We start from the raw sequence: 23,454 nt of genomic DNA, 5'->3' as shown, positions 1-23,454 counted from the left end.
GCGTTCGCGGCGGGTGTTGAGCCGGGTCGGTCGGGTGATGTCGGTGGCGATCTCGCCTTGGGTGCGTGCCCGCTGGTCAGGGGGAAAAAGCCGGGTCGGTGGCGACCCGGTCCCGGATGATCCTGACAGTGCGCTTGAACTTGATCCGGTCGGGGTCGATCCCGGCGGCGGTCGCGGCCTGGCAGGTCAGCGCGCTGATCGCGTGGTGGGTGAGCAGGTAGCCGTAGATCTCCTGGTAGACGGTGTCGGGGTGCTTCGAGCGCAGGACCTTCCCCGGGCCGCGTAGGTAGGTCTTGAGCTGCCTGTTACCGGTCTCGTGTTCCCAGCGCTGCCGGTAGGCCCCGGCCAGCGCGGACGCGGTCGCGTCGCGTGGGTTGAGGATCGTGGTGAGCAGGGCGATGACCTCGTGTTTCCCGTCGCCGTCCCGGTCGGGCACGTCGTACTCGACGAGACGGGCGTAGCGGGCCTTCGCCGGGTCGAGTACCTCACCGGCGCGGGCCGCGGCGACCAGGGCGTCCCGCGCCTTCCCGGTGATCTTCGGGTTGACCAGGACCGTCAGGTACGAGCCGTCGGACAACGCGCGCAGCGGCGGCAGCCGCAGGCTGGCCTTGACCCGCCACAGCAGTGCCGCGCCGGTGTCCGCGGCCGTGCACCAGTCGGTCCAGGAGTAGAAGTTGCGGTCCGCGAGCAGAAGCCAGCGTTCGGCCAGCCGTGGGTACAGGGTGCGGGCCAGGGCCTGCTCGCTGGCGGGCTTCGCGCCGCCGGCCGGGCCGAGCACGGCCAGCACCGGCGCGTGCGAGGCGCACTCGGACACGGTGAGGGCGCGGACCTTCGGCAGCGCCCCCGGCGCGCCGTCGCGGCCCGCGGGCAGGCCGAACGCGGCGATGTTCTCCGCCGAGGCGGGCGCGTCCCACTCCAGTCCGTCGATACTCATCAGCCGCCACGGGCCGAGGAACGCCCCGACCGTGTCGAGGTCCGCGACCGGCCCGGCGACCTGCGAGAACAGTTCCGCCAGCGGTGCCGCACCGAGCCGCTGGCGGGCTTTGGTCAGCCCGCCCGAGGTCGGTTCCCATCGCGGCCCGACCACGTCGAGATCGTCAAGCGTGGTAGCGAGCCGGCGCGCGACCGCCTCGTAGTCGTCGTCCGCGAACAACGCGAGCGCCATCACGAAGTAGACCGCGACCCGCGGCGGGATCGTCGTGTCGCTGCGCCGGGCACCCGTCCCGGTCGCCTCGATCGCCTCGTCGACCGCATCCCGCGACACGAACGACGTCAGGACCCCCAACGAGATCCAGTCCATCAGCTGGCTACCCGTGTCCGTCACAGCCCACGATCATGCCGCCAACCAGGCAGAACCACCCGAACCGACACACCGCAACCAGTCAAGATCCAAATAGTGGAAGTGGCATTGGGTCTACGACCGACACACCGGCCGGGTGACCATCGCCAACGCCGGGCACCCCGCCCCGCTGGTGATCCTGCCCGACGAGGACCCGGACTACCTCGTGCTCGACCCCGGCCTGCCGCTCGGCGTCGGCGAGGGCGGCGGCTTCAGCGAGACGACGGTGACGCTGCCGCCGGGCTCGGCGCTGGTCATGTTCACCGACGGCCTGGTGGAATCGCGGCGCCGGCCGCTGGTCGACGGCCTGGAGAACCTGCGCCGCGGGTTGACCGAGCAGCGCGCCCGGGTCGCCGCCGCGCGGGCCGGCCAGGCCGCGGCGAGCGGCAACCCCGGCGACGCTGCCCAGGGGGGCGCGGCGGACGGCAGCCCGGCCGGCGGCTCCGACAGGCCCGGCGAGGCGTCGACCGGCGCCTGGGTCGATCGGCGGGCGCCCGGGCCCTCCCTCGGCCCGCCGCGGGGCATGGCCGACCGCCGCAGCGGCCGGGACCGGCGCACCGGCCCGGACCGGCGTACCGGGGGCGAACGTCGCGCCGGGGCCGACCGGCGCCGCCGGGCCCGCGGTGACAGCTTCGCCGCGCGGAGCTGGTTCGGTCCGGACACGGTCGCCGGCACCGGCGAGGGCCCGGCCGAGGAGACGGCCCGTTCGCTGCTCGAACGGTGCCTGATCGCCGCCGACCTGCCGGCCCGCACCGACGACGACACAGCCATGGTGGTGCTGACCACCCAGGCGGTGAACCCGCCGCTGCTCGAACTGGCGCTGCCCGCGGTGGCCGCCTCGGCGGGGCAGGCCCGGATGGCCATGCGCGACGTCATGCTCGACTACGGCATCACCTCGGTCGAGGACGCGACCCTGCTGGTCAGCGAGGTGGTGACGAACGCGGTCCTGCACGCGCGCAGCGACCTGGTGCTGCGGGCGTCGTTGGAGCCGGGTCGGCTGCGGATCAGCGTCGAGGACCGCGAAGGCGGCCACCTGCCGCGTCCGGGCGCGGCGGCGGCGAACAAGCCCGATCCCGAGTCGGGCTGGGGCCTGCTGCTGGTGGAGGCGCTGTCGCTGGCCTGGGGAGTCGAGACCACCCCGGGCGGCAAGCGGGTCTGGTTCGACATCGAGATCCCCGACCTGCCGGGACGTGGCGTCGGGGGCCGGCTGCCGGCCGGATCCGAACCGCCGCCGCTGATGGATCCCCCGGGGCACGGGCCGTTTCCCCCCGACCCGCCGGCCCAGGGCCGGGGCTGGACCTGACCACCCGGCCCCTTGCTGCCACCCGGCCCCTTGCTGCCGTGCGGGTCCTCGCTGCCGTCCGGGTCCTCGCTCCAGTCCGGGCCTCAGCGGCGGGCGGTCGCTGCGGGGGACACCTGCGTCGCCTCGGCGGTGCGCACGATGTTGCGCAGCATGCCGCCGAACACGGCCGCGTGGAAGGGACTGACCGCCCACCAGTAGAGCTGGCCGGGCAGCCCGCGAGGCAGGAAGATCGCCCGCTGCCGGTAGACCGTGCCGCCGTCGTCGCCGACGGCGGCACGCAGCTCCAGCCAGCCGTCGCCGGGCATCTTCATCTCCGCGCGCAACCGCAGCAGCCGGCCGGGCTCGATCTCCTCGACGCGCCAGAAGTCCAGCGCCTCCCCGACGTGCACCCGCTGCGGGTCCCGCCGGCCGCGACGCAGGCCGACGCCGCCCAGCACGATGTCCAGCCAGCCGCGGGCCGACCAGGCCAGCGGCCACGAGTACCAGCCGTTCTCGCCGCCGATGCCCTCGATGACCCGCCAGAGCCGATTCGGTGGGGCGGCCACCGGCATGCTGCGCTCGTCGACGTAGAGCGCCCCGCCCGTCCAGTGCGGGTCCGTGAAGGTCGGCTCGCCGGGCGGTCGGGGAGCGCAGGTCACGCCGCCGCGCCCCGCCGCGGTCCCCAGGCTCGACGGCGGCAGGGTCCCGGCCGTCAAGGCGGTCCCGGCCGGCTTCGGCGAGACGGCCCGCCGCAGGATTCGGGCGGGGGAGCGGGTCGGCCAGACCGCCGTCGACCAGCGGGTCTCGACGCCGCGTTCACGGACGCGGGCGAGGGCATAGGCGGCCGCGGTGTCGAAGGGCATCAGCCCGTCCGGCGGGTCCGGGATCCACCGGCGGACCGCGTGCTCGTCGCGGACGACGACCTCGGTACGCAGCGACCGGACCAGGGGCTTCGCGATGGCCTTGGGTACCGGGGTGACCACGCCGACCCACAGCGAGGACAACCCGGGGGACAGCACCGGCACCGGGATGATGGCCCGCCTGCGCAGCCCCTCCACCGCCGCGAAACGCTGCATCATCTCCGCATAGGTCAGGATGTCCGGGCCGCCCACGTCGAAGGACTGGTTGACCTCCGCGGGCACCCTGAGCGCCCCGATCAGGTAGTACAGCACGTCCCGGACCGCGATCGGCTGGATGCGGGTGCGCACCCAGCGGGGGGTCAGCATCACCGGCAGCCGTTCGGTGAGGTAGCGCAGCATCTCGAACGACGCGCTGCCGCTGCCGATGATGACCGCCGCCCGTAGCACGATGGTGGGGATCCCGGAGTCCAGCAGGATCCTCGCGACCTCCTGGCGGGAGCTCAGGTGCGCGGACAGGCCCTCCTCGCCACCCGCCGGGCTCAGCCCGCCGAGGTAGACGATGCGCCGTACCCCGGCCACGTGGGCGGCGGCGGCGAAGGCGCTCGCCGCCTGGCGATCCACCGCGGAGAAGTCGCCACCGGAGTCGATGGAGTGGATGAGGTAGTAGGCGACCTCGACACCCGCCATCGCCGCCGGCAGGGAGGCCGGGTCGCGGGCGTCGGCCTGGACCACCTGCGCCCGGGCAGCCCAGGGAACGCCGCGCAACCGCGCCGGGTCGCGGGTCATCGCCCGCACGTCGTGCCCCTGGTCGAGCAGGCGGGGGGCCAGCCGGCCGCCGATGTAGCCGGTCGCCCCCGTCACGAGGATGCGCACACCGGCTACCTGCCCAGCGCCGACGACGCGTACCCGGGACCGGTCGGGTGGGGTCGGGTGCCTCAGGCCGAGGCGGCCTCGGTCACATCCGTGCTCAGGTAGGCCGACCAGCGCGGATCCATCCGCCGGGACCCCAGAATGCGCCAAGCGGCTCCGCTCGGCGCTCGGGGAGCCGTGCGGAGCCGCCAGCCAAGATCAGCCACGGCGCGGTCGGCTTTGACATGGTTGCAGCGACCGCAGGCCGCCACGACGTTCTCCCACACGTGAGCGCCCCCTCGGGAGCGCGGAATGACATGGTCCAACGATGTTGCCGGCGCATTGCAGTACACGCACCGGTGATGATCGCGCGCCAGGACCCCCTTGCGGGTCAGCGGGACCTGCGAGCGGTATGGCACCCGGACGAAACGCGCTAACCGGACCACGATCGGGACGTCGACGGACGTCGTCGAGGACCGAAGTACCTGGCCCGCCGATTCGACCATCACGGCCTTGTCGGTCAGGACCAGCACGAGCGCGCGTCTTTGCGACACCACGCACAGAGGCTCGTACGTGGCATTGAGAACCAGCGCCTCTGCCACGCGCCGACCTCCTGCCCACCGAGGGCCCTTTACGGGCCGTTCTGCCCAAGCGTCTCCGGTGACAATGGACAGTCAACCGTCTTCGGCGGCAGAACGCGAGCCTGTTTGCATGGTCATCGGCTTTCGTGCCGTGGCGCTGCACATATCTGGTGGCCTTTGTCACTCTCTGCCCATCAATCGGTGAGCTTTTGGCCACTCTCCGTCGATCTGATGTGAGCGGGGTCATCATGGCCGCGCGTGGTCGCCCGCCGGGTCCGTCCGGGGGCGGGCACCGATGGGCCGTTCCCATGGGCGAGACTGATCTCCGATCGTCGCCCCCGGGGTCGTGGGCGCGCCACCGGCCGCCGAATCGGCCGCCGCGGGGATGTCACGACCGCCATGACCGACGGAATTGACAGGAAGGATGACCGACGTCGTGACGCCCGCCCCGTCCCTGCTGGCCCAACCGCTCATCCCCGGCCTGGGGATGCTGCTGTCCGCCTCGCCGTCGCCCACCGTGTCGTCGGGCCCGCTGTCCGCCGCCGCGGCGACCACCCCGCTGCCCTCGCCGAGTCCGTCGGCGACCACGGATCCGCTGGTCTCGTTCGAGGGGGTCGCGAACGCCCTGCGCGACGCCTGCGGGACCAGCCCCGGGCTGCTCTGCCGCACCGTCTACAACGCTACGCACAGTAACTATCTTGCCGCCGGCGCGGAGGTGTTCCTGGGTACCCCGATCAGGATCATCCTCATCCTGCTGATCGCCCTCGTGGTGCGGGCGCTGCTGCACAGGTTCATCCGGCGAACCACGGAACGAGCCGGTTCCGGCGGCGGCGGTGGGCTCTTCCGCGGTTCCCGCGCCGGGACGCTGCTGGGCGCGTTCGGGGATCCGACGGTGCTGATGGAAAGGCGCCGGCAGCGGGCCGCGACGGTCGGTTCGCTGCTGCGCAGCGTGACGTCCATCTTCGTCTTCGGGTTGGCATTCCTGAGCATCCTGGGCGAGCTGGGCATCAATCTCGCGCCCATCGTCGCCAGTGCGGGCGTACTGGGAATCGCCGTCGGTTTCGGCGCGCAGAACCTCGTCCGCGACTTCCTGTCCGGGATGTTCATGCTGCTCGAAGACCAGTACGGCGTGGGTGACGTCATCGATGTCGGCGCCGTCTCGGGCACGGTCGAGGCGGTGAGCCTGCGGATGACGAGGTTGCGTGATGTCGAGGGCACCGTCTGGTATGTCCGTAATGGCGAGATCACTCGGATCGGCAACAAGAGCCAGCAATGGGCAAGGACCGTGCTCGACGTCCCGCTCGACTACGACACCGAGGTCAGCGAGGCCAAGCGGGTGCTCGGCCGCACCGCCGACGAGCTGTGGGCGGACCCCCGGTGGAGCAGCGTCATCCTCGCCGAGCCGGAGGTGTGGGGCATGGAGACCATGACCGCCGACGGCTACTCCCTGCGCCTCGCGATCAAGACTCAGCCGCTGAAGCAGTGGGAGGTGGCCCGCGAGCTGCGGGAGCGGGTGCGCACGGCGCTCGGCGACGCCGGCATCGCTCTCGGCACCGTCCAGCGCAGCGAGGTGACGGTGGTCGACGACGACGAGGAGGAGCGCAACGACGACGAGGCCGAGGACGACGGCTCGGGGACGGGGCAGGCGGGTGGTGGCCCGGGCGGCTCGATCACCGAGGACCTGCCGCGGCCGCGGCTGGACCCGCCGAGCCCGTCGCGCTCCGGGTGAGCCCGTCCGGGGTCCTCGCCGCGCGCCGCCGCCCCGCCGCGCCACCAGGCGGATCCCCGTCGTAGCCGGGGATCCGGGGCCGGCGGCCTGGCTGAAGCCGGCCTGAAGATCGCGGTAGGTGTTCCTGAGACGGCCCGGCGGCCATCCACCTGTCCACCGCGCACAGGCAGACTGGAGCCGTGCGGGTACTGGTGGTGGACGACGACGCGGCTGTCCGGGAGTCCCTGGAACGCTCGCTCCGGTTCGAGGGCTACGAGGTGAGGACCGCGGTCGACGGCGTGGAAGCCCTCGACGCGGTGTGCCGCGACCAACCGGACATCGTGGTCCTCGACGTGATGATGCCTCGCATCGACGGGCTGGAGACCTGCCGCCAGTTGCGGGCCCGCGGCGACGACGTCCCGGTGCTCATGCTGACCGCGCGTGACGGTCTGGCCGATCGGGTCAGCGGTCTCGACGTCGGCGCCGACGACTACCTGGTCAAGCCGTTCGCCCTGGAGGAGCTGTTCGCCCGGCTGCGGGCGCTGACCCGCCGGGCGGCGCTCGCCGCCCGGGCCGCCGGAGCGGGCGGCGCCGGCGGGTCGGGCGCGGTCGCCGACTCGGTGCTGCGCTACGGCGGCGTGAGCCTGGATCAGGCCAGCCGGCAGGTGACCCGGGGCGAGCGCGAACTGACCCTGACCAAGACCGAGTTCGAACTGCTGGAGCTGTTCCTCGGCCATCCGCGGCAGGTGCTGTCCCGCTCCATGATCATGGAAAGGGTCTGGGGCTATGACTTCGGCCCCACCTCCAACTCGCTGGAGGTCTTCGTGAGCTACCTGCGACGCAAACTCGAAGCGGGCGGCGAACCCCGGCTGCTGCACACCGTGCGCGGCGTCGGCTACGTGCTGCGTGAGCCGGCGGGGGACCGCGGGTGACGCGAGCCGGCGCAGGACCGCCGGCACGCGGTGCGGCGCCGCCGTCCTGGGGGCGGCCGATGCCGGCCTATCCGGCGCCCGCCGGTGCCGGTGCCGGCGCTGCTGGCGCTGTCGGTGGCGGTGGCGCTGTCGGTGGTGGTGGCGCTGTCGGTGGTGGTGGCGCTGTCGGTGGTGGCGGCGCCCCTGCCGGCGGCGAGTCCGGCCCGCCGGGGGGCGCCGCCCGGCGCGACGGATTCGTCCGCCGGGTCGGGCCGAGGCAGCGGGCCCGGCTCAGGTTCTCCTCGCCGTTGGGCCGGCTCACCCTGCGGGCGCGGCTCGCGCTGCTCGTCGGCATGGCGGTGGCCGCCGCCGTCGCGGTGGTCGCCGGGGTCTCCCTCGGCGCCACCAGCATCGTTCTCAACCAGGCCATCGACGACCAGCTCATCGAGCAGGCGGAGGCGTCCGCGGACACCATCCAGACCAACTCGCTGGGCCTGGGACTCGGCCTGCAGGCGTTCAGCTTCGGACTGGAGGGTCAGTTCCTCGACGCCACCGGCAACCCGCTGCAGAACGCCGTGTCGTCCTGGAACAGCGTGCGGATCCCGGTCGACGCCGCCGACGCCGAGGTCGCCCGCCGGGAACGGACCCAGAACCTGCGCACGATCACCGTCGACGGCCAGTCCTACCGGCTGGTCACGGTCCCGCTGCAGCGTCCGGCGTCCGGCGGGGCGCTCCAGCTCGCCCGGCCGACCACCGACGTCGACCGGACTCTGCGCGACCTCGGGCTGGTGCTGCTCGTCGTCGGGGTCGTCGGGGTCGTCGGCTCGGCGCTGGCCGGGCGGATCGTGGCCCGGGCGGCACTGAAGCCCGTCGACGCCGCCGCCGCGGCCGCCGAGGAGGTGGCCCGCACTCAGGACCTCTCGGCGCTGATTCCCGTCACCGGGGCCGACGAGATCACCCGGCTCGCGGAGAGCCTCAACAGCATGCTGCGCGCGCTGGAGGCATCCAGAGCCCGCCAGCGCCAGCTCGTCGACGACGCCAGCCACGAGCTGCGCACCCCCCTGACCAGCCTGCGGACCAACATCGAGCTGTTGCTGCGCGCCGAGGCGAACCCGCACCGCGCGCTGCCCGCGGCCGACCGCGAGGCCCTGCTGCGCGACGTGGACGCCCAGATGCGCGAGCTGTCCGGGCTGGTCAGCGAGCTCGTCGAGCTCGCCCGGGACGAACTGCCCACTGAGGACGTGGAGCGGCTCGACCTGGCCGAGATCGTCTCCGCCGCCGCGGAACGGGTGCGTCGACGCGCCACCGGAAAGGGCATCCGGATCGAGGTCGACGCCGCGGGCTCCCCGGTCGACGGCCGGGCGAACATGCTCGAACGAGCCGTCACCAATCTGCTCGACAACGCGGTGAAGTTCTCCCCGCCGACGTCGGTCGTGCGGGTGCGCACCCGCGACGGCGAGGTCACCGTCGCCGACGACGGGCCGGGCATCGCCCCGCAGGAGCGGGCCCAGGTCTTCGATCGGTTCTACCGGGCCACGTCGGCGCGTGGGCTGCCGGGATCCGGGCTCGGCCTCGCGATCGTCGCCGACGCCGTGCAGACCCACGGCGGCACCGTGACCGCGGAGGGTTCACCGAGCGGCGGGGCGCTGCTGCGGATGCGGCTGCCGCTGGCGACTCCCGACCCCTCGGACCCCCGGGACGCGTTGACCTTTGCGGGCGGCGCGCCGGGCACGGACGCCGACCTGGTGTGGCGGCCGCCGCCGGCCCTCGACCCGGGCCCCTCGCCCTGGAGCCGGGCTGAGCCATCCGTGGCCGGGCCGTCCCCGGCCGAGCCGCGGGCAGTGGCTGCGCCGCCGGCCGGCGGGGCTCCTACCACAGGCTCGCCTGCCTCCGCGCCGGCGGACGGTGTGTCGCCGGCCGGGTCTCGCGGTGAGAATCCGAGAGCGTGAGCCCAGACGATTCCGCCCGGTCCCTGCCGCCCGACCATTCCGTCAGCGCGGCGGTCTCCAGCGATCCGGCCGCGCCGCCCAGCGGCGTGCCGTCCGAACCGACCAGCCCTGAGTCCGGCGGCCCTGAGTCCGGCATCGCTGAGTCCGGCATCGCTGAGTCCGGCATCGTTGAGGCGACCGGCGTCGGGGCCGCCGGCGGCGCTTTGACGGAGGTGGAGCTCGCGGACCCGGCCGGGGCGTGGCCGGCCGACCGGGAGCTCGCCGAGCTTGCCGAGGTGTCCGGAGTAGCGACCGCGTACCGCGACGCCGAGGGGGCGCTCGTGCGGGTCGCGCCGCAGACCGTGCGGGCGGCCCTGCGCCTGCTGGGGATCGACCCGAGCGACCCCGCGGCGGCCCTCACCGCGGCCCGGGAGGCGCCCTGGCGGCGCCGGCTGCCGGCCTGCGCCGTGGTGTCGGCCGCCGCGCCGCGCCCGGTCCTCGTGCACCTGCCGGTGGGCGCGGTGGCGCAGGCCGAACTGGAACTCGACACCGGCCGGCGGATCCCCCTCGACCCGCCGGGCGAGCCCGCCGAACGCCGTACCCTCGACGGCGAGCCGTGGGAGGCCCGGCCGCTCGCCCTGCCCGCCGGGCTGCCGCTGGGCGACCACGTGCTGCATGTCGAGGTGGGGGCGCAGCGCTTTCGCTGCGCGCTCGTCGCCGTGCCGGACGCGGTGCCCGGGCCCCCGCCGCTCGCCGAACCGGCGCGGGCCTGGGGCTGGATGATCCAGCTTTATGCGCTGCGGTCGGCGTCCTCCTGGGGCATGGGCGACTACGCCGACCTCGCCGATCTCGCGGACTGGTCCGGCCGGGCGGGTGCGGACGTGCTGCTCGTCAATCCCCTGCATGCCGCCGCCCCCACGCTGCCAGTCGCCGCGTCGCCCTACTCGCCGGTCAGCCGCCGCTTCGCCGCGCCGCTCTACCTGCGGCCCGAGGCGACGCCCGAGTACGCGCGGGCCGACGAGCGGACGCGGGCCGCCGTCGACGAGCTCGCCCGCGAGGCCCGCCAGGACGGCCTGCTCGACCGCGACGCCGTGTGGCGGGCGAAGTCCGCCGCGCTCGAGCTGCTGTTCCGGGCCGCGCGCGGCGTCGGCGACCCCGAGGCCGGTGGCCCCGAGGCCGGTGGGCCCGACGGCGGTGGGCCCGACGGCGGTGGCCCGGACGGCAGTGGCGGCGGACCTGGCGGTGACGCGGCCATCCCGGGGCTGGCCGACTTCGCGACCTGGTGCGCGCTGGCCGAGCGGCACGGGCCGGACTGGCGGGCGTGGCCCGCCCAGCTCGCGCATCCCGGCACACCCGCCGTCGCGGCCGCCCGCGTCGAGCTGGCCGACCGCATCGCGTTTCACACCTGGCTGCAGCGGCGCTGCGACGACCAGCTCGCCGAGGCGCAGGCCGCCGCCCGCGGAGCCGGGATGGCCGCGGGGATCGTGCACGATCTCGCGGTCGGGGTCGATCCGGGTGGGGCGGACGCGTGGGCCTTGCAGGACGTCCTCGCCGTCGACGCCACGGTGGGGGCCCCACCCGACACGTTCAACCAGCAGGGCCAGGACTGGGGACTGCCGCCGTGGCGACCGCAGGCGCTGGCCGACACCGGGTACGCGCCGTTCCGGCAGATGGTGGCCGCAGTGCTGCGCCGCGGCGGGGGCCTGCGGGTCGACCACATCCTCGGTCTGTTCCGGCTGTGGTGGATCCCACGGGGGGCCGGGGCGGCGAACGGGACCTACGTCCGCTATGACGCCGAGGCGATGCTCGGGCTCGTCGCCCTGGAGGCCGCGCGGACCGGTGCCGTCGTCGTGGGCGAGGACCTGGGCACCGTCGAGCCGTCCGTCGCGACGACGCTGGCGCGGACGGGGGTGCTCGGGTCCACGGTGCTGTGGTTCGAGCAGGACGACTCCGGCCGCCCGCTGCCGCCGGCGCGGTACCGGGCGGCGACGATGGCCAGCGTCACCACGCACGACCTGCCCACCGCGGCGGGTTATCTCGAAGGTGAGCACGTGCGGCTGCGGGCCGGGCTGGGCCTTCTCGGGCGGTCCGAGGAGGCGGAGACCGCCGGCTGGCGGGCCGAGCGGGACGCGCTGCTCGACCTGCTGCGAGCCGAGGGCCTGCTGGCCGGGCCGGTCGAGGTGTCCGGGGACGGCGCGCAGTTCACGCCGGCGACCCGCACCGAACTCGCCTTCGCCCTGCACCGACTGCTGGTGCGCTCGCCGTGCCGCATCGTGCTGGCCGCCCCCGGCGACGCCCTCGGCGACCTGCACCAGCCCAACCTGCCCGGGACGGTCGACGCCTATCCCAACTGGCGGCTGCCCGTGCGCGACGCCGAGGGCAAGGAGGTCACGGTGGAACGCCTGCGCACCGACCCCGCGGTGGCGCGCCTCGGCGCGCTGCTCGACGAGGTGCGTGGCGTCGACGAGGTGCGTGGTGCATCCGTTGCCGGTGGGGTCTTTCTCACCCCCTCGCGGGGACCGTCGGCACCCCTGAAAGAGGACCCTAGACCCACTTCCCGGTAACCTTCGCTGCGTGACTCCTCGTCAACCGCGCTGGTCCCGCTGGCTGCCCCTCGCCGGTATGATCCATTCGTCGCGAGGGCCGGGCGGGCGCCCGGCGTCGCGGCGCGGCACCTTCCTGCGCCGGGCGCTGACCGTCGGCGGCCTCACGCTCTTCGCGCTGCCGGTGTTCGCGGCGGCCGCCTCCGCAGGGGAGATCGGGACCAAGTACAACCCCGATCCGCTCTCGGCCCTGCAGACCTGGGGGATCTACGGCGGCACGATCGTCGGCGGGTTCCTGATCGCGATCCTGCTCGCCGCCTGGTCCAGCCGCAGGACCGGGCCGACGCGCTACCGGCCGGGTCAGGCCTGGGAGCACGACGAGGTCTGGATCGGCACCAAGCCGGAGGAGATCGAGGGCGAGCGGGCTCAGAAGGCCGTCCCCGGCGCGGGCGGTGCCAGTGGCAACTGGTGAGGCGTTCACCTCGGAGCAGCTTGAGCGGCTGAACCGGGCGTTGGAACTCGCCCAGAAGCACAGCGGCGTCCGCTTCGGTGTCCGGCTCGGGTCGGTGCGCGGCGACGTGCGGCTCGCCGCGGAGCGGATCCTGTCGACCCTCGTCGAGGACCCCGCCCGGGATCCCGCCGTGCTCATTCTCGTCTCGCCGGGGCAGTGCTTCGTGCGGGTCGCCACCACGCCGGCCGCCCGCAAACGGATCAGTGACTCCGCGTCCGGGCTCGCCGCGCTCACGATGACGTCCAGCTTCTCGCTGGGCGATCTGGTCGGCGGCCTCACGACCGGCATCCGCCAGCTCGGCGAGGCGGCCGGCCCCGCGGCCCCCGGTCACGCAGCCCTCCCCGTCTCGTCCCCCGCCGCCGGTAGCCCGACGGCCCACTGACGCGGCGAGTCGCGCCGGGCCCATCGGCCCCGGCGACTCGCTCGTCCGCGCCTGACGCGCGCGACGACCGGCCTGCCGGCCACGCGCCGCGGGCGCCGCGTCGGTTTTGTGCCCGTCCCGGGCCGCTGCGTCCCGGGCCGCTGCGCCACCGCGGGCTCCTCGCGTCCGCTGGATCGGTTTCCCCTCCACAGGGTCGCTCGGCGTCCCGCTGTCCGGGGCGGTCGACCCGTGGGACCCGTGGGACCCGACGGTACCTTTTGAACTATCTGTTCTTTTTCGGCGCTACGCCAGTTTTGCTTCCGCGCTCGTGATCGGGTTCGCCGAGACCTCCGGATCGTGGTGCAAGGCATCGGCTCCTTTCTGCGCCGAGGTCGCCGCAGGTGCGGCCCGAATCCTGAGCTCCGGCTACCGTATCCGGATGAAGCAGCGGTGAATGACGTCTTAAGACGTCATTCGCATGGTCTGTGAGTGATGCCACAGTGCGCCCGAGATTAACGGCTTGCCGATCCACCACGTAGAACTCGTACTTGTTTTGTACGACAGTTCGCATACGTACTTACGTCAATTTCGACCGACCGTAGGAGCTGGGTCGAAGTTGTCGAAAATCGGCGAGGAGTCCTTGGATGATTGCCGGAACAATTAATCCGTCGGGCGAGGCCACGTCCTGGACCATGCGGGTGGACAAGATTGCCTCTCTGATTGCGGAGAACAGGGAGCGGGCCGAGCGGGAGCGGGTGACGCCCGCGGTCGTGATGGACGCCCTGCGTGAGCATGGTTTCCATCGTATGTGGGTCTCTGAGGCATTCGGGGGAGGTCAGGTCAGCCCGGTACTGCTCCGTCGCGTCCCGTCGCGCCGCCCGGATCGGCGGGTGGACCGCCGGGGTCGAGGTCAACGAGAGGATCACCATGAAGACAATGAAAGCGCTGCAGCTCATCGCTCCCTGCAAGACGATCCTGGTCGAGGTGCCGGTTCCCGAGACGCCCGTCGACGGGGTGCTGCTCAAGACGAGGTGCGTCTCGATCTGCTCCACCGACGTCTCCTTCTTCGAAGGGCACCTCTTTTCATCCGAATACCCGGTGATACTCGGGCACGAATATCTCGGTGAGATCGTGGACGTCGGAGAGGAGCTGCTGGACGACGGCCTGGATCTCCAGCTCGGTGACCGCGTCGTGTACTGGGGGCAGACGGATTTTGGAGGTTTCGCCGAATATCGGAGCCTGCGTCCGATCTTTGCCGATCAGCGAAAGGAGGACGCTTTCCCTGCCGACCGGAACTTCGTCGACGACCGGCGGGCGGCGGCCATCAGGATCCCCCGGCAGATGGATGACCTGGAGTCTTCGTTCGTGGAGCCGACGACCGGCGCCCTGCGTTCGGTGCTGAGTAGTCCACCCCGAATCGGGGATCGTATCCTGGTGCCGGGCACCGGGCCGATCGGTGTCATCGCCGGGCGGGTTATGAAACGTCTGTTCGCCCCCGGCGAGGTGGCCTCGATGGATATCAACGTCACCCGGAACGCGCTTGCTGAGGACAATTTCGCCGACCGAGCCTATCTTCCGTCCGAGCTCGACGAGGCGGTGCCGGACAGCTCGTTCGACTACGTCTTCGACACGCTGCCGACCGTACAGGGCGACGAGGACAGCGATCCGCGACGCCTCGCGATGCGCAAGCTCGCGCCGTGTGGGCGATACATTCTGTACGGCGCCTCCCAGGAGATGCAGAAGTTCGACACCTGGCTGATATTGGCGAAGGGTCTGAACATCGTCTCTGCGCCGTTCGATGTTCGCGGCCTGCCGATGTACAACACGGCGAACGTCATCGCCTCCGCGACACAGATGCTGCTCTCCGGGATCGTGGACGGGAAGAAGCTGCTGTCGGAGGTCTGCCACTTCGACGACTACCCGGGCCTGGTCGACATTCTCGAGAACTACCGGGGAACCTCCGGCCTGAAGACGGTGGTGGACTTCCGGTCGCTCCCGTGAGCGCCGGAGACCGCCGCGGCGAGGCGGGACAGGCGTCCGCCCGGTTCCGGGACGCGATGGCCGCCTTCCCGAGCGGGGTGACCATCGTGACCACCGTCGACGCCGGCGGTACTCCCTGGGGCTTCACCGCCAGTTCCTTCTGCTCGCTGTCCGCCGATCCGCCGCTGGCGCTGGTCTGCCTGGCCAGGACCGCACAGTGCCACGTCGCCTTCGCCACCTCGACCCAGTGGGCCATCCAGGTGCTGGCGGACCGGCACGCCGGCCTGCTTCGGCGGTTCGCGACCCGGGGCGCGGACAAGTTCGCCGGCGGCGAGTTCCGGCTGGACGGACGCGGGGTGCCGGTTCTGCCGGACGCCGTGGTCCTGCTGCGCTGCTCGGCGTTCGCCCGGCATGAGGCCGGCGATCACACCATCCTCATCGCCCGGGTCGACGAGGCGGAGGTGCGGGACGGCGCGCCCGCGCTCTACTTCCGCCGGGCGCTGCGGTCGCTGCCGGCCGACGCGGAGGTCGGCCGGCTCGCGTGAATCCGTCGCCACCTCCTGAGGTGGCGGGCCGGGTCGGTGCCGGGGCGCACCGGCCCGGCTACGGGCTGCCGTGCCCGGACCGGGAGGGGATGAGCCCGGTGGCGGCGTCGGAGCGCAACACGGCCTCGAGCAGACCTGGGAACCTGACGGCGAGATCCTCCCGGCGCAGGGAGAGCAGGTTCTCCCTGCCGGCGGGGCGCTGCCAGATCACGCCGCTGTCGCGGAGCACCCGCCAGTGATGGGTCAGGGTGGACTTGGAGATCTCGGTGCTGAGGCTCGCTCCGACGGTGCCGCAGGAACGCTCGCCCTCCTCGTCGAGGATGCGGACGATCTCCAGCCTGATCGAGTTGCCCAGCGCCGTCAGGACGCTCTCCAGCCGGATCTGCTCACGGAGCGGGTGCTGGCTCAGCATGACGGCCAGCGTAGCCGAACCTTACGACCGTACGCGAACGGCGGAAGCGCAGGGGAGCAACCGCGACGCGGGTCGTCCACCGCCCGCGGACACTCCGTCGACATCGTCGACCTGCGTCACGTTCCATAACACTGTACGCTTGCACTCGTACAGTCGTACAGATCATGGATCTCGTCGAACAGGGGTGCCCGCGACATGTCCACGCCATCGACCGTGCTGGCCGGCCCGCCCACGACCGGTCATCGTCATCTTGGACTAAGCCTCGCGCTGTTGGCCCTCGCGCAACTGATCTTCTCGCTGGACCTGAACATCGTTTTCGTGGCACTGCCCGACATCAAGGAGTCCCTGCACTTCTCCGGGCAGACGGAGCAGTGGGTGGTCAGCGCCTATGCCGTGTTCGCCGGTGGGTTCCTGCTGCTGGGGGGTCGGGCGGCCGACCTGCTGGGCCGGCGTCGCATGTTCGTGCTGGCCCTGGGCATCTATGCCGTCTCCTCCTTCGTCGGCGGCCTGGCGGGCGCGCCGGCGGTGCTCGTCGTCGCCCGCGCGGTGCAGGGCGTCGGCGCCGCGCTGCTGCTTCCGTCGACGCTGTCCCTCATCAACACGCTGTTCGAGGAGGGTCCGCGTCGCAACCGGGCGCTCGCGGTCTGGGGCGGCGCCGGAGCCAGCGGCCTGACGGTCGGCGCGCTGCTCGGCGGCGTCCTCACCCAGGCGTTCGGGTGGTCCGCCGTCTTCTTCGTCAACGTGCCGCTCGCCGTCCTCGTCGCCCTGGCGGCTCTCGCCGTCATCCCCGCCGATGCGCCGCGCCACGCCGCTCGGCGCTTCGATCTGCCGGGGGCGCTGACGGTGACGGCGGGTGCGACGATGCTGGTCTTCGTGCTCGTCCAGGGCCCGGAGTCGGGCTGGACCTCGGGCGGCGTCATCGCCGGCATCGCCGCCGCCGCGATCCTGTTGCCCGCGTTCGTCGTGCTGGAGTCCCGCACAGCGGATCCGCTGCTTCCGCTCCGGTTGCTGCGCAACCGCCCGCTGACGGTCGCCATCACGGTGACCTTCATCTACATGGCTACGTTCGGCACGTTGCCCTATTTCCTGACGTTGCTGCTGCAGGAAGTGCACGGCTACAGCGCGCTGCGCACCGGCCTGGCCTTCCTCATCCCGTCCGTCGCGATCGCCACGGGCACCCAGGTGGGCGAGCGGATGACGAACGCCCTCGGCGCACGCCTCACCCTGCTGGCCGGGTTCGCCCTCGGCGCGGTGGGAACGGCCGTGCTCGCGCTGGGATTCGACAGCGAGCGGTCGTTCTCCGTCCTGCTGCCCGGGCTGATCCTCTCCGGTGTTGCCCAGGGCGTCGTCTGGACGGCGATGTGGATCGCGGCCGCCTCGGGGGTGGCCGCGCGGGAACAGGGGGTCGCCTCTGGCATGGCATCCACGACCCTGAACATCGGCAACGCCGTCGGGCTCGCCCTCCTCGTCGCCGTCGCCACCGCGGACATCACCGACCAGCGGGGAGATCGCCTGCGTGCCGATCTCGCCGACGGTGCGTTCACCGCGGTCCTGCTCGCGGCCGCCGCCATGATCATCGGCCTGCTTCTGGTCGCGTTCGCCCTGCCGCGGACACCGGCGGTGGCGACCGTGCCGGCGCTCGACCTCGACGAGCCGGTCCCGGTCACGGAGGCGAGGTGACCCCAGCGGTGCGACGCGCCAGCGGGGCAGACACCCCGACCCTGCGTATCACCCTCCTTGGTACCTCGCACGTCCATCTGACCGACCACCTCGCCGTCATTGCCGCCGACCCGCACCTCGAACTCGCCGGCGTGCACGATCCGGCTGGAAGCGGAGTCCGGATACCCGCCCGAGGCGCTCGGGAGCTCGACGACACGCTCGCCGAGGCCGACCTCGCACTCGTCTGCTCGACCACCGACGACCATCGGATGCTCGTCCCTGCCGCGCTCGCCGCGGGCGTGCCGACTCTGATCGAAAAGCCGCTGGCGGGGACGCTCGCGCAGACCGCCGCGCTGGCGGCGATCCTGGACCGGGCGACGGTTCCGGCCACGACGGCGATGTTCCTGCGCTGCTCCGTCGCGTTGCGCGAGGTCCGCGGCCTGCTCGCGGCGGGTGTCTGCGGTCGGCTCTCGGCCGCGACTGTCCGATTCAGCCACGCGGGCCTGCTCGACGATGCCTTCGCCGGTCCGGCGGCGTGGATGGCACAGGGTACGCACGGCGCCGCCGGGGGTTTCGCCGATCTCGGCATCCACCTGTTCGACCTGCTGCGCTGGCTGCGGCCTGGAGCCCCGATCGTCGTCCGGGCCACCCGCGCGCACCGTCGCGCCGGTCATCCGGGCGATGTCGGGGGCACGGCCCTGCTCGACTGGGCGGATGTTCCCACGGTGCTCCAGGTCGGGTGGGCGTCCCGGCCGGGCGGGTTCCACCTGGACCTGGAGGGCGAACGGGCGTCGGTGGCGGTGCGAGGCGGAGACCTGTCGGTCGCCGGTTCGAGCAGGAGGACGCGGCGGCTCGCACCGCCCGCCGCCGGCGATGCGCTCATGGCCTTCGTGGCGCAGCTTCGCGGGCGGCGATCCTGGGAACCCGCGCTGCCGGCCGACATGGTCGCCTGCGCCCGGCACCTCGACGCCGCCCGGCGTGTCCGGGTGGCCGGCGGGTGAGAGCGGTGCCGTCCGGCTTCCCCACGCCCGTTCGGCCTCCGGCCCGATCGACGTCGGCCGAGGCGCCTGACGTGGCGCCTCGGCCGACGTCGGACCGAGTCGCGCTCGCCTAGGCCGCCGCGGCGGCGTCCTTGGCGCGAGCTGCCAGCGCGCGGACGAGGCCGTCGCGGCCCTCGAGCAGCGCGCGACGCAGCGGCGGCGTCGGGTTGCGGTCGGCGAGGTACGCGTCGACGGCGGCCACCGTCTCCGGCTCGATGACGGAGGACGGGAAGAGCATCTGGGTGACGGTCGAGGCCGTGTCGAAGCTGCGGGTCTCCCAGATCCCGCCGATCTCGTCGAAGTAGCGGGCGACGTAGGGCCGGGTCAGCTCGATCTGGTCGGAGATCCAGAAGCCGCTCATCGTCGCGACGGCCAGGTGGTTGGACAGCTCGTCGGAGTCCATCACCGCGGACCACGCGGCGGCCTTCGCCTCGGCGCTCGGGCGGGCGGCCCGGGCGGTGGCCGCACGCTTCTCGCCGGTGGCGGTGCGGTCGCGGGCGAGCTCGGCGTCGATCTCGGCGTCGCCGTAGACGCCCCGCGCCACGAGCTGGGTCAGCAGCGTCCAGCGCAGTTCGGTGTCCAGGACGAGACCCTCGATGACGTCGGTGCCCTCGAACAGCGCTCGCACCCGGGCCACCTGGTCGGCGTCCTCGGCCCGGGCGAACGTGGTCGTGTAGACGAGCTGCACGTCGCTGCCGGGCGGCGCGGACCGGGCCAGCTCCTCGGCGCGCTCGGTCAGCGCCCGCAGCGCCGGGGTGCGGTTCGCCGGCTCGCCGTAGGCGTCGATGGTGAGGTCGGCCTTGGCCAGCAGCGACTGCACCACGCCGATGTCGTCCTCGGCGGTCACCCCGGACAGCACGAGCCGGACGTACTCCCGCGCGGCGAGCTCCGCGTCGCGGGTCATGTCCCACGCCGCCGCCCAGCACAGCGTCCGCGGCAGCGACTGGGAGATCGCGCCGATCGACTCGACGAGGGTGGCCAGCGACCGTTCGTCGAGGCGGACCTTGGCGTAGGTGAGGTCGTCGTCGTTGAGCAGGATGAGGTCCGGCTGACGGGCGCCGACGAGCTTCGGCACCTCGGTGAGCTCGCCGGTCACGTCGAGCTCGACCCGCTCGCGGCGGACCAGCGCGCCGGTGGTGTCGCGGTCGTACAGGCCGATCGCGAGCCGGTGCGGGCGCAGCGCCTTCGACGCGGTCGGCGGGGCGCTCGGCGGCTCCTGCACCACGTCGAACGAGGTGAACAGGCCGGAGGAGTCGGTGAAGAAACGCGGGCGCAGCGTGTTGACGCCCGTGGTCTCCAGCCACTCGGCGGACCAGCTCGTCAGCTCCCGGCCGCTGGCGTTCTCCAGCTCGTCGAGCAGGTCACGCAGGGAGGTGTTCGCGTACTCGTAGCGGCGGAAGTACGTCCGCAGCCCGGACAGGAACTCCTCCTGCCCGACCCAGGCGACGAGCTGCTTGAGCACCGACGCGCCCTTGGCGTAGGTGATGCCGTCGAAGTTCGTGCGCACCGCGTCCATGTCCGGCGCGTCGGCGACGATCGGATGGGTGGAGGAGAGCTGGTCCTGACGGTAGGCCCAACCCTTCTCCGCGTTGGCGAAGGTCGTCCAGCCGTTGGTGAACCGCGTGGAGCTCACCTGCGCCAGCACCGACATGTAGGTGGCGAACGACTCGTTGAGCCACAGGTCGTCCCACCAGCGCATGGTGACCAGGTCGCCGAACCACATGTGCGCCATCTCGTGCAGGATCGTCTCGGCGCGGCGCTCGCGGCGGGCCTCGGTGACCTTGGCCCGGAAGACGTACTCCTCCAGGAAGGTCACGCAGCCGGCGTTCTCCATCGCGCCGGCGTTGAACTCCGGCACGAAGAGCTGGTCGTACTTGCCGAACGGGTACCGGTAGTCGAACACGCGGTGGTAGAAGTCGAACCCCGCCTTGGTGATCTCGAAGATCTCCGCCGGGTCGAGGAACTCGGCCAGCGAGCGCCGGCAGTACAGCCCCAGGTCGATCCCGTCGTGCTGGTCACGGACCTCGTGGTAAGGACCGGCGACGAGCGCGGTGATGTAGGTGGACATCACGGGTGTGGTGAGGAACCGGATCGTGCGCACGCCGATCGCGGCCTCCGCGACGGCCGCGACCGCACTGTTGGAGATGGCCGACCAGTCGGCCGGCACCGTCACCGTCAGCGTGAACGTCGCCTTCAGATCGGGCTGGTCGAAGCAGGCGTACATCCGGTGCGCGTCGTACGTCTCGAACTGAGTGTACAGGTAGACGGCCTCGTCGACCGGGTCGACGAAGCGGTGCAGCCCCTCGCCGGTGCGCGAGTACACGCCGTCGCCCACCACGGTGAGCCGGTTGGACTCGGCGAGGTCGTCGAGCCGGATGCGCTCGCCGTCGAACACGGCGGCGGGGTCCAGCGACCTGCCGTTGAGCACGACCTCGTCGACCTTGGCGGCGGCGAGCTCGATGAACGTCGTCGCCCCCGGCTCGCGGGCGGTGAACGTGACCGCGGTCGACGTGCGGAAGGTCCCGGGGCCGGTCGTCAGGTCGAGTTCGACGTCGTAGGACGCCACGTTGAGCAGGCGGGCGCGCTCGCGCGCCTCGTCGCGGGTGAGGTTGTTGGGCACCCGGTTCCTCTCGGCAGGCACGGACTTCTCGGCTGGCACTGCATTCCCGCGAAACGTACCCGGGAACGGGTGCGTTCGGCGTGTTGTCGGGCACGCGACCGCACTGGCCTGGGCCGCGACCCGGCGGCCCGCAGCCGGGACCCGCACTCCCGCGATGCGCCGCCGGGCGGAACCCGCCGCCGCACGGACTCGCCGCCGCACGGACTCATCGGCGCCGGTCGACCAGGGTGGCCGCGGCACGGTCGTTGCCGTCGGCCCAGTCTCCCACGTGACGGGCGGGCTCTCCCACGTGACGGGCGGGGTCCCGCACGTGCCGGGCGGGCCCGGACGCCGTCGTTGGAGGTGGTCAGACCGGGCCACGCCGGGCGGCCCTTCACCGAGGCAAGCTCCGGATTGTGGCGATTCGCGCGGGGTAGGTCCTCCGTCCGCAGGGCCGGTGCGGCACGATGGCGACATGTCCCGCACGCGTGGGCGGCGACGTCCGGGCGGCCCGGCGTAGGCGCGGCCGTCAGGCCGCGTTGGCCGTGGTCGATGTTGGCTGTGGTCGATGTTGGCCGTGGTGGGGTGTGGGGGCGTCGGGATGTGCCGGCGTTCGAAGTGTCGGCAGTCGGGGCGCCGTGGGTGTCCGGGACGTCTGGGTGTCGGAGGCGGAGGGGGCGCGGGTGAGGCGGGTGGCCGGGCTGGGCCGCGTGCCCGTGCGTCGGCGTTCGGGCGGGTCCGGGACGGGTGCCGCGGGAGCGCCGGCCGGCCGGCCGGACCAGGGTGCCGGGGGTGCGCCACCGGACCCGGGTGGGAACGCGGGCGCCGGAAAGGGCGCCGGTCCTGGGACCGGCGGCGCGGCCGGCTCCGCTGCCGGTGGTGGTTCGGAGGTCGGCGGCAGTCCTGGAGTCGGCGCGCGTTCGGGTACCGGCGCGCGTTCGGGTACCGGCGGGGGTTCGGGCGCCAGCGGGGCGGCGGCGCATCAGGACGGTGAGTCGGGCCGTCCCGCGGTGCATCCCGCCCATCCCACGACGCACCCGGCGAGCCCTGGAGCACACCCGGCGAGCCCTGGAGCGCACCCGGCGACCGAGGCCGCGGGCGATCCCGGGTCCGGGGCGACCGTGGCCGGGGTGGGCAGGGGCCTGCGGCAAGGGATCGTCCCGCGCCGGCTGCGGATGCTGCGGGCCGCGCGGGCGGCCGGGCTGGACGAGCCGGGCGGGACCGTACCGCCGCCCGCCCGCGACGCCGCCGACCCGGGGCAGTCGCCCGCGGCCCGCGCCGAGGAGCACATCCCGGTCTCGTTGCGGGTGTCGGCTGGCTGGTCCTGGCGCCTGATCATCATCGGCGCGGCGGTCTACATCCTGCTGATGGCAATCGGCCGGGTCCGGGTGGTGGTCATCCCGATCATCGCCGGGCTGCTCATCTCCGCGCTCATCCACCCGCTGGCCCATCGGTTCCAGCGGCTCGGCCTGCCGCGGCTCGGGGCGGCGTTCGCCGCGCTGTTCGTCTTCTTCGCCGTGCTCGCGGGGGCCGCCGTCGCCGTCGGGTTCAACGCCGCCAACGAGATCCCGACGGTCAGCGACCAGGTCAGCGAGGGCGTCGAGCAGATCCGCGGCTACCTGACCAACGGGCCGTTCCACCTGTCGCAGAGCCAGATCGACGATCTCGTCGACGACATCCGACGCAATCTGGCGAACAACCGGGGGCGGCTGGTCTCCGGGGTGATCTCCGGCGCGTCGGTCGCTGCCGAGGTGATCACCGGTCTGCTCGTCGCGCTGTTCTCGACGTTCTTCTTCCTCTACGACGGCGACCGGATCTGGGACTGGATAGTCACCCGCTTCCCCGAGGGCGCGGAGGACCGGGTGCGCGGCGCTGGCCGGGAGGCCTGGCTCACGATCACCGGCTACATCCGGGGGACCGTCTTCGTCGCCGCCGTCGACGCCTTCGGCATCGCGATGGGGCTGGTCGGTGTCGGTGTGCCGCTCGTCGCGCCGCTGGCGTTGCTGACCTTCTTCGGCGGGTTCGTGCCGATCATCGGGGCGACGGTGGCCGGTGTGGCGGCGGTCCTGGTCACGCTCGTCTCCGGCGGGGTGACCGACGCGCTGATCATTCTGGCCGTCGTGCTGGCCGTGCAGCAGATCGAGGGGCACCTGCTGCAGCCGCTGGTCATGCGCCGGGCCGTGCGGCTGCACCCGCTCGCGATCGTGATCGCGCTGTCCGCCGGCGGCGTGCTGGCCGGCATCCCCGGGGCGATCGCGGCCGTGCCGTTCGTCGCCGTGGTGAACCGGGTGGCCGGATATCTCGCGGCGACCGGGAAGCGTCCGCCTCCCTGACCGGTTCTAGTCC

16 protein-coding genes and 1 pseudogene are annotated in these 23,454 nt (G+C 72.8%); 12 read left to right on the top strand and 5 right to left on the bottom strand.

The features are described 5' to 3' along the window. Positions 1–76 precede the first annotated feature (76 nt). Positions 77–1,324: an IS4 family transposase gene (locus tag AC5R91_RS11400; RefSeq protein ID WP_495392250.1), complete on the bottom strand. Its 1,248-nt coding sequence runs from the start codon at positions 1,322–1,324 to the stop codon at positions 77–79. Between the two features lie 88 nt (positions 1,325–1,412). Here AC5R91_RS11400 and AC5R91_RS11395 point away from each other — a divergent pair. Then, a pseudogene (locus AC5R91_RS11395) lies at positions 1,413–2,642 on the top strand (SpoIIE family protein phosphatase); the annotation flags it as partial. 83 nt (positions 2,643–2,725) lie between these two features. On the opposite strand, the gene AC5R91_RS11390 reads toward AC5R91_RS11395, so the two are convergent. Both AC5R91_RS11390 and AC5R91_RS11385 read right to left on the bottom strand, forming a co-directional pair. Then, a complete protein-coding gene (locus AC5R91_RS11390) occupies positions 2,726–4,354 on the bottom strand; it encodes an SDR family oxidoreductase (RefSeq protein ID WP_495397116.1) in 1,629 nt (542 codons plus the stop codon). A 62-nt stretch (positions 4,355–4,416) separates the two neighbouring features. Further along, a complete protein-coding gene (locus AC5R91_RS11385) occupies positions 4,417–4,932 on the bottom strand; it encodes an HNH endonuclease (RefSeq protein WP_009739884.1) in 516 nt (171 codons plus the stop codon). A 403-nt stretch (positions 4,933–5,335) separates the two neighbouring features. On the opposite strand from AC5R91_RS11385, the gene AC5R91_RS11380 reads away from it, so the two are divergent. The 8 genes from AC5R91_RS11380 to AC5R91_RS11345 all read left to right on the top strand — a co-directional run bounded on the left by AC5R91_RS11380 (position 5,336) and on the right by AC5R91_RS11345 (position 15,398). Then, complete coding sequence (locus AC5R91_RS11380) at positions 5,336–6,640, top strand: mechanosensitive ion channel family protein (protein ID WP_495397115.1); 1,305 nt, start codon at positions 5,336–5,338, stop codon at positions 6,638–6,640. A gap of 179 nt (positions 6,641–6,819) precedes the next feature. Then, the gene (locus AC5R91_RS11375; protein ID WP_495397114.1) at positions 6,820–7,551 is read left to right on the top strand and encodes a response regulator transcription factor; all 732 of its coding nucleotides are present in this window, start codon (positions 6,820–6,822) and stop codon (positions 7,549–7,551) included. Positions 7,552–7,610: 59 nt separating this feature from the next. Further along, a complete protein-coding gene (locus AC5R91_RS11370) occupies positions 7,611–9,479 on the top strand; it encodes a sensor histidine kinase (RefSeq protein WP_495397113.1) in 1,869 nt (622 codons plus the stop codon). Continuing rightward, on the top strand, positions 9,476–12,022 hold the full coding sequence (gene malQ, locus AC5R91_RS11365; RefSeq protein WP_495397112.1) for a 4-alpha-glucanotransferase: 2,547 nt from the start codon (positions 9,476–9,478) through the stop codon (positions 12,020–12,022). Before AC5R91_RS11370 ends, malQ begins: the two co-directional genes overlap by 4 nt. 10 nt (positions 12,023–12,032) lie before the next feature. Beyond that, complete coding sequence (locus AC5R91_RS11360) at positions 12,033–12,473, top strand: hypothetical protein (protein WP_495397110.1); 441 nt, start codon at positions 12,033–12,035, stop codon at positions 12,471–12,473. Then, a complete protein-coding gene (locus AC5R91_RS11355; RefSeq protein WP_495397109.1) occupies positions 12,460–12,894 on the top strand; it encodes a DUF5130 family protein in 435 nt (144 codons plus the stop codon). The genes AC5R91_RS11360 and AC5R91_RS11355 overlap by 14 nt, the downstream gene beginning before the upstream one ends. Before the next feature lie 915 nt (positions 12,895–13,809). Next, positions 13,810–14,874, top strand: coding sequence for an alcohol dehydrogenase catalytic domain-containing protein (locus AC5R91_RS11350; RefSeq protein ID WP_495397107.1), 1,065 nt, complete (start codon positions 13,810–13,812; stop codon positions 14,872–14,874). Next, on the top strand, positions 14,871–15,398 hold the full coding sequence (locus tag AC5R91_RS11345) for a flavin reductase family protein (protein WP_495397106.1): 528 nt from the start codon (positions 14,871–14,873) through the stop codon (positions 15,396–15,398). The genes AC5R91_RS11350 and AC5R91_RS11345 overlap by 4 nt, the downstream gene beginning before the upstream one ends. 58 nt (positions 15,399–15,456) lie before the next feature. Here the strand turns inward: AC5R91_RS11345 and AC5R91_RS11340 are convergent, their stop codons facing one another. Continuing rightward, complete coding sequence (locus AC5R91_RS11340) at positions 15,457–15,810, bottom strand: ArsR/SmtB family transcription factor (protein WP_495397105.1); 354 nt, start codon at positions 15,808–15,810, stop codon at positions 15,457–15,459. Positions 15,811–16,005: 195 nt separating this feature from the next. Here AC5R91_RS11340 and AC5R91_RS11335 point away from each other — a divergent pair, with 195 nt between their 5' ends. Together AC5R91_RS11335 and AC5R91_RS11330 are read left to right on the top strand one after the other, a co-directional pair. Continuing rightward, on the top strand, positions 16,006–17,490 hold the full coding sequence (locus AC5R91_RS11335) for an MFS transporter (protein ID WP_495397104.1): 1,485 nt from the start codon (positions 16,006–16,008) through the stop codon (positions 17,488–17,490). Beyond that, on the top strand, positions 17,487–18,470 hold the full coding sequence (locus AC5R91_RS11330) for a Gfo/Idh/MocA family protein (protein WP_495397102.1): 984 nt from the start codon (positions 17,487–17,489) through the stop codon (positions 18,468–18,470). The genes AC5R91_RS11335 and AC5R91_RS11330 overlap by 4 nt, the downstream gene beginning before the upstream one ends. Positions 18,471–18,579: 109 nt before the next feature. On the opposite strand, the gene pepN is transcribed toward AC5R91_RS11330, so the two are convergent. Beyond that, positions 18,580–21,129, bottom strand: coding sequence for an aminopeptidase N (pepN, locus tag AC5R91_RS11325; protein ID WP_495397945.1), 2,550 nt, complete (start codon positions 21,127–21,129; stop codon positions 18,580–18,582). Positions 21,130–22,238: 1,109 nt separating this feature from the next. Here pepN and AC5R91_RS11320 point away from each other — a divergent pair. After that, the gene (locus tag AC5R91_RS11320; RefSeq protein ID WP_495397101.1) at positions 22,239–23,441 is read left to right on the top strand and encodes an AI-2E family transporter; all 1,203 of its coding nucleotides are present in this window, start codon (positions 22,239–22,241) and stop codon (positions 23,439–23,441) included. Positions 23,442–23,454 lie beyond the last annotated feature (13 nt).

This window comes from Frankia sp. BMG5.60, from assembly GCF_059428125.1.
Note: the sequence above shows the minus strand (reverse complement) of the source record. Positions and strands in the feature narration are given on the sequence as shown.

What these genes read in the sequence shown, in the direction of transcription:
- AC5R91_RS11380 (WP_495397115.1), top strand. Translation starts at nt 5,336, where the DNA reads ATGACCGACGTCGTGACGCCCGCCCCGTCCCTGCTGGCCCAACCGCTC.
- AC5R91_RS11350 (WP_495397107.1), top strand. Translation starts at nt 13,810, where the DNA reads ATGAAAGCGCTGCAGCTCATCGCTCCCTGCAAGACGATCCTGGTCGAG.
- AC5R91_RS11335 (WP_495397104.1), top strand. Translation starts at nt 16,006, where the DNA reads ATGTCCACGCCATCGACCGTGCTGGCCGGCCCGCCCACGACCGGTCAT.
- AC5R91_RS11340 (WP_495397105.1), bottom strand. Translation starts at nt 15,810, where the DNA reads ATGCTGAGCCAGCACCCGCTCCGTGAGCAGATCCGGCTGGAGAGCGTC.
- AC5R91_RS11370 (WP_495397113.1), top strand. Translation starts at nt 7,611, where the DNA reads ATGCCGGCCTATCCGGCGCCCGCCGGTGCCGGTGCCGGCGCTGCTGGC.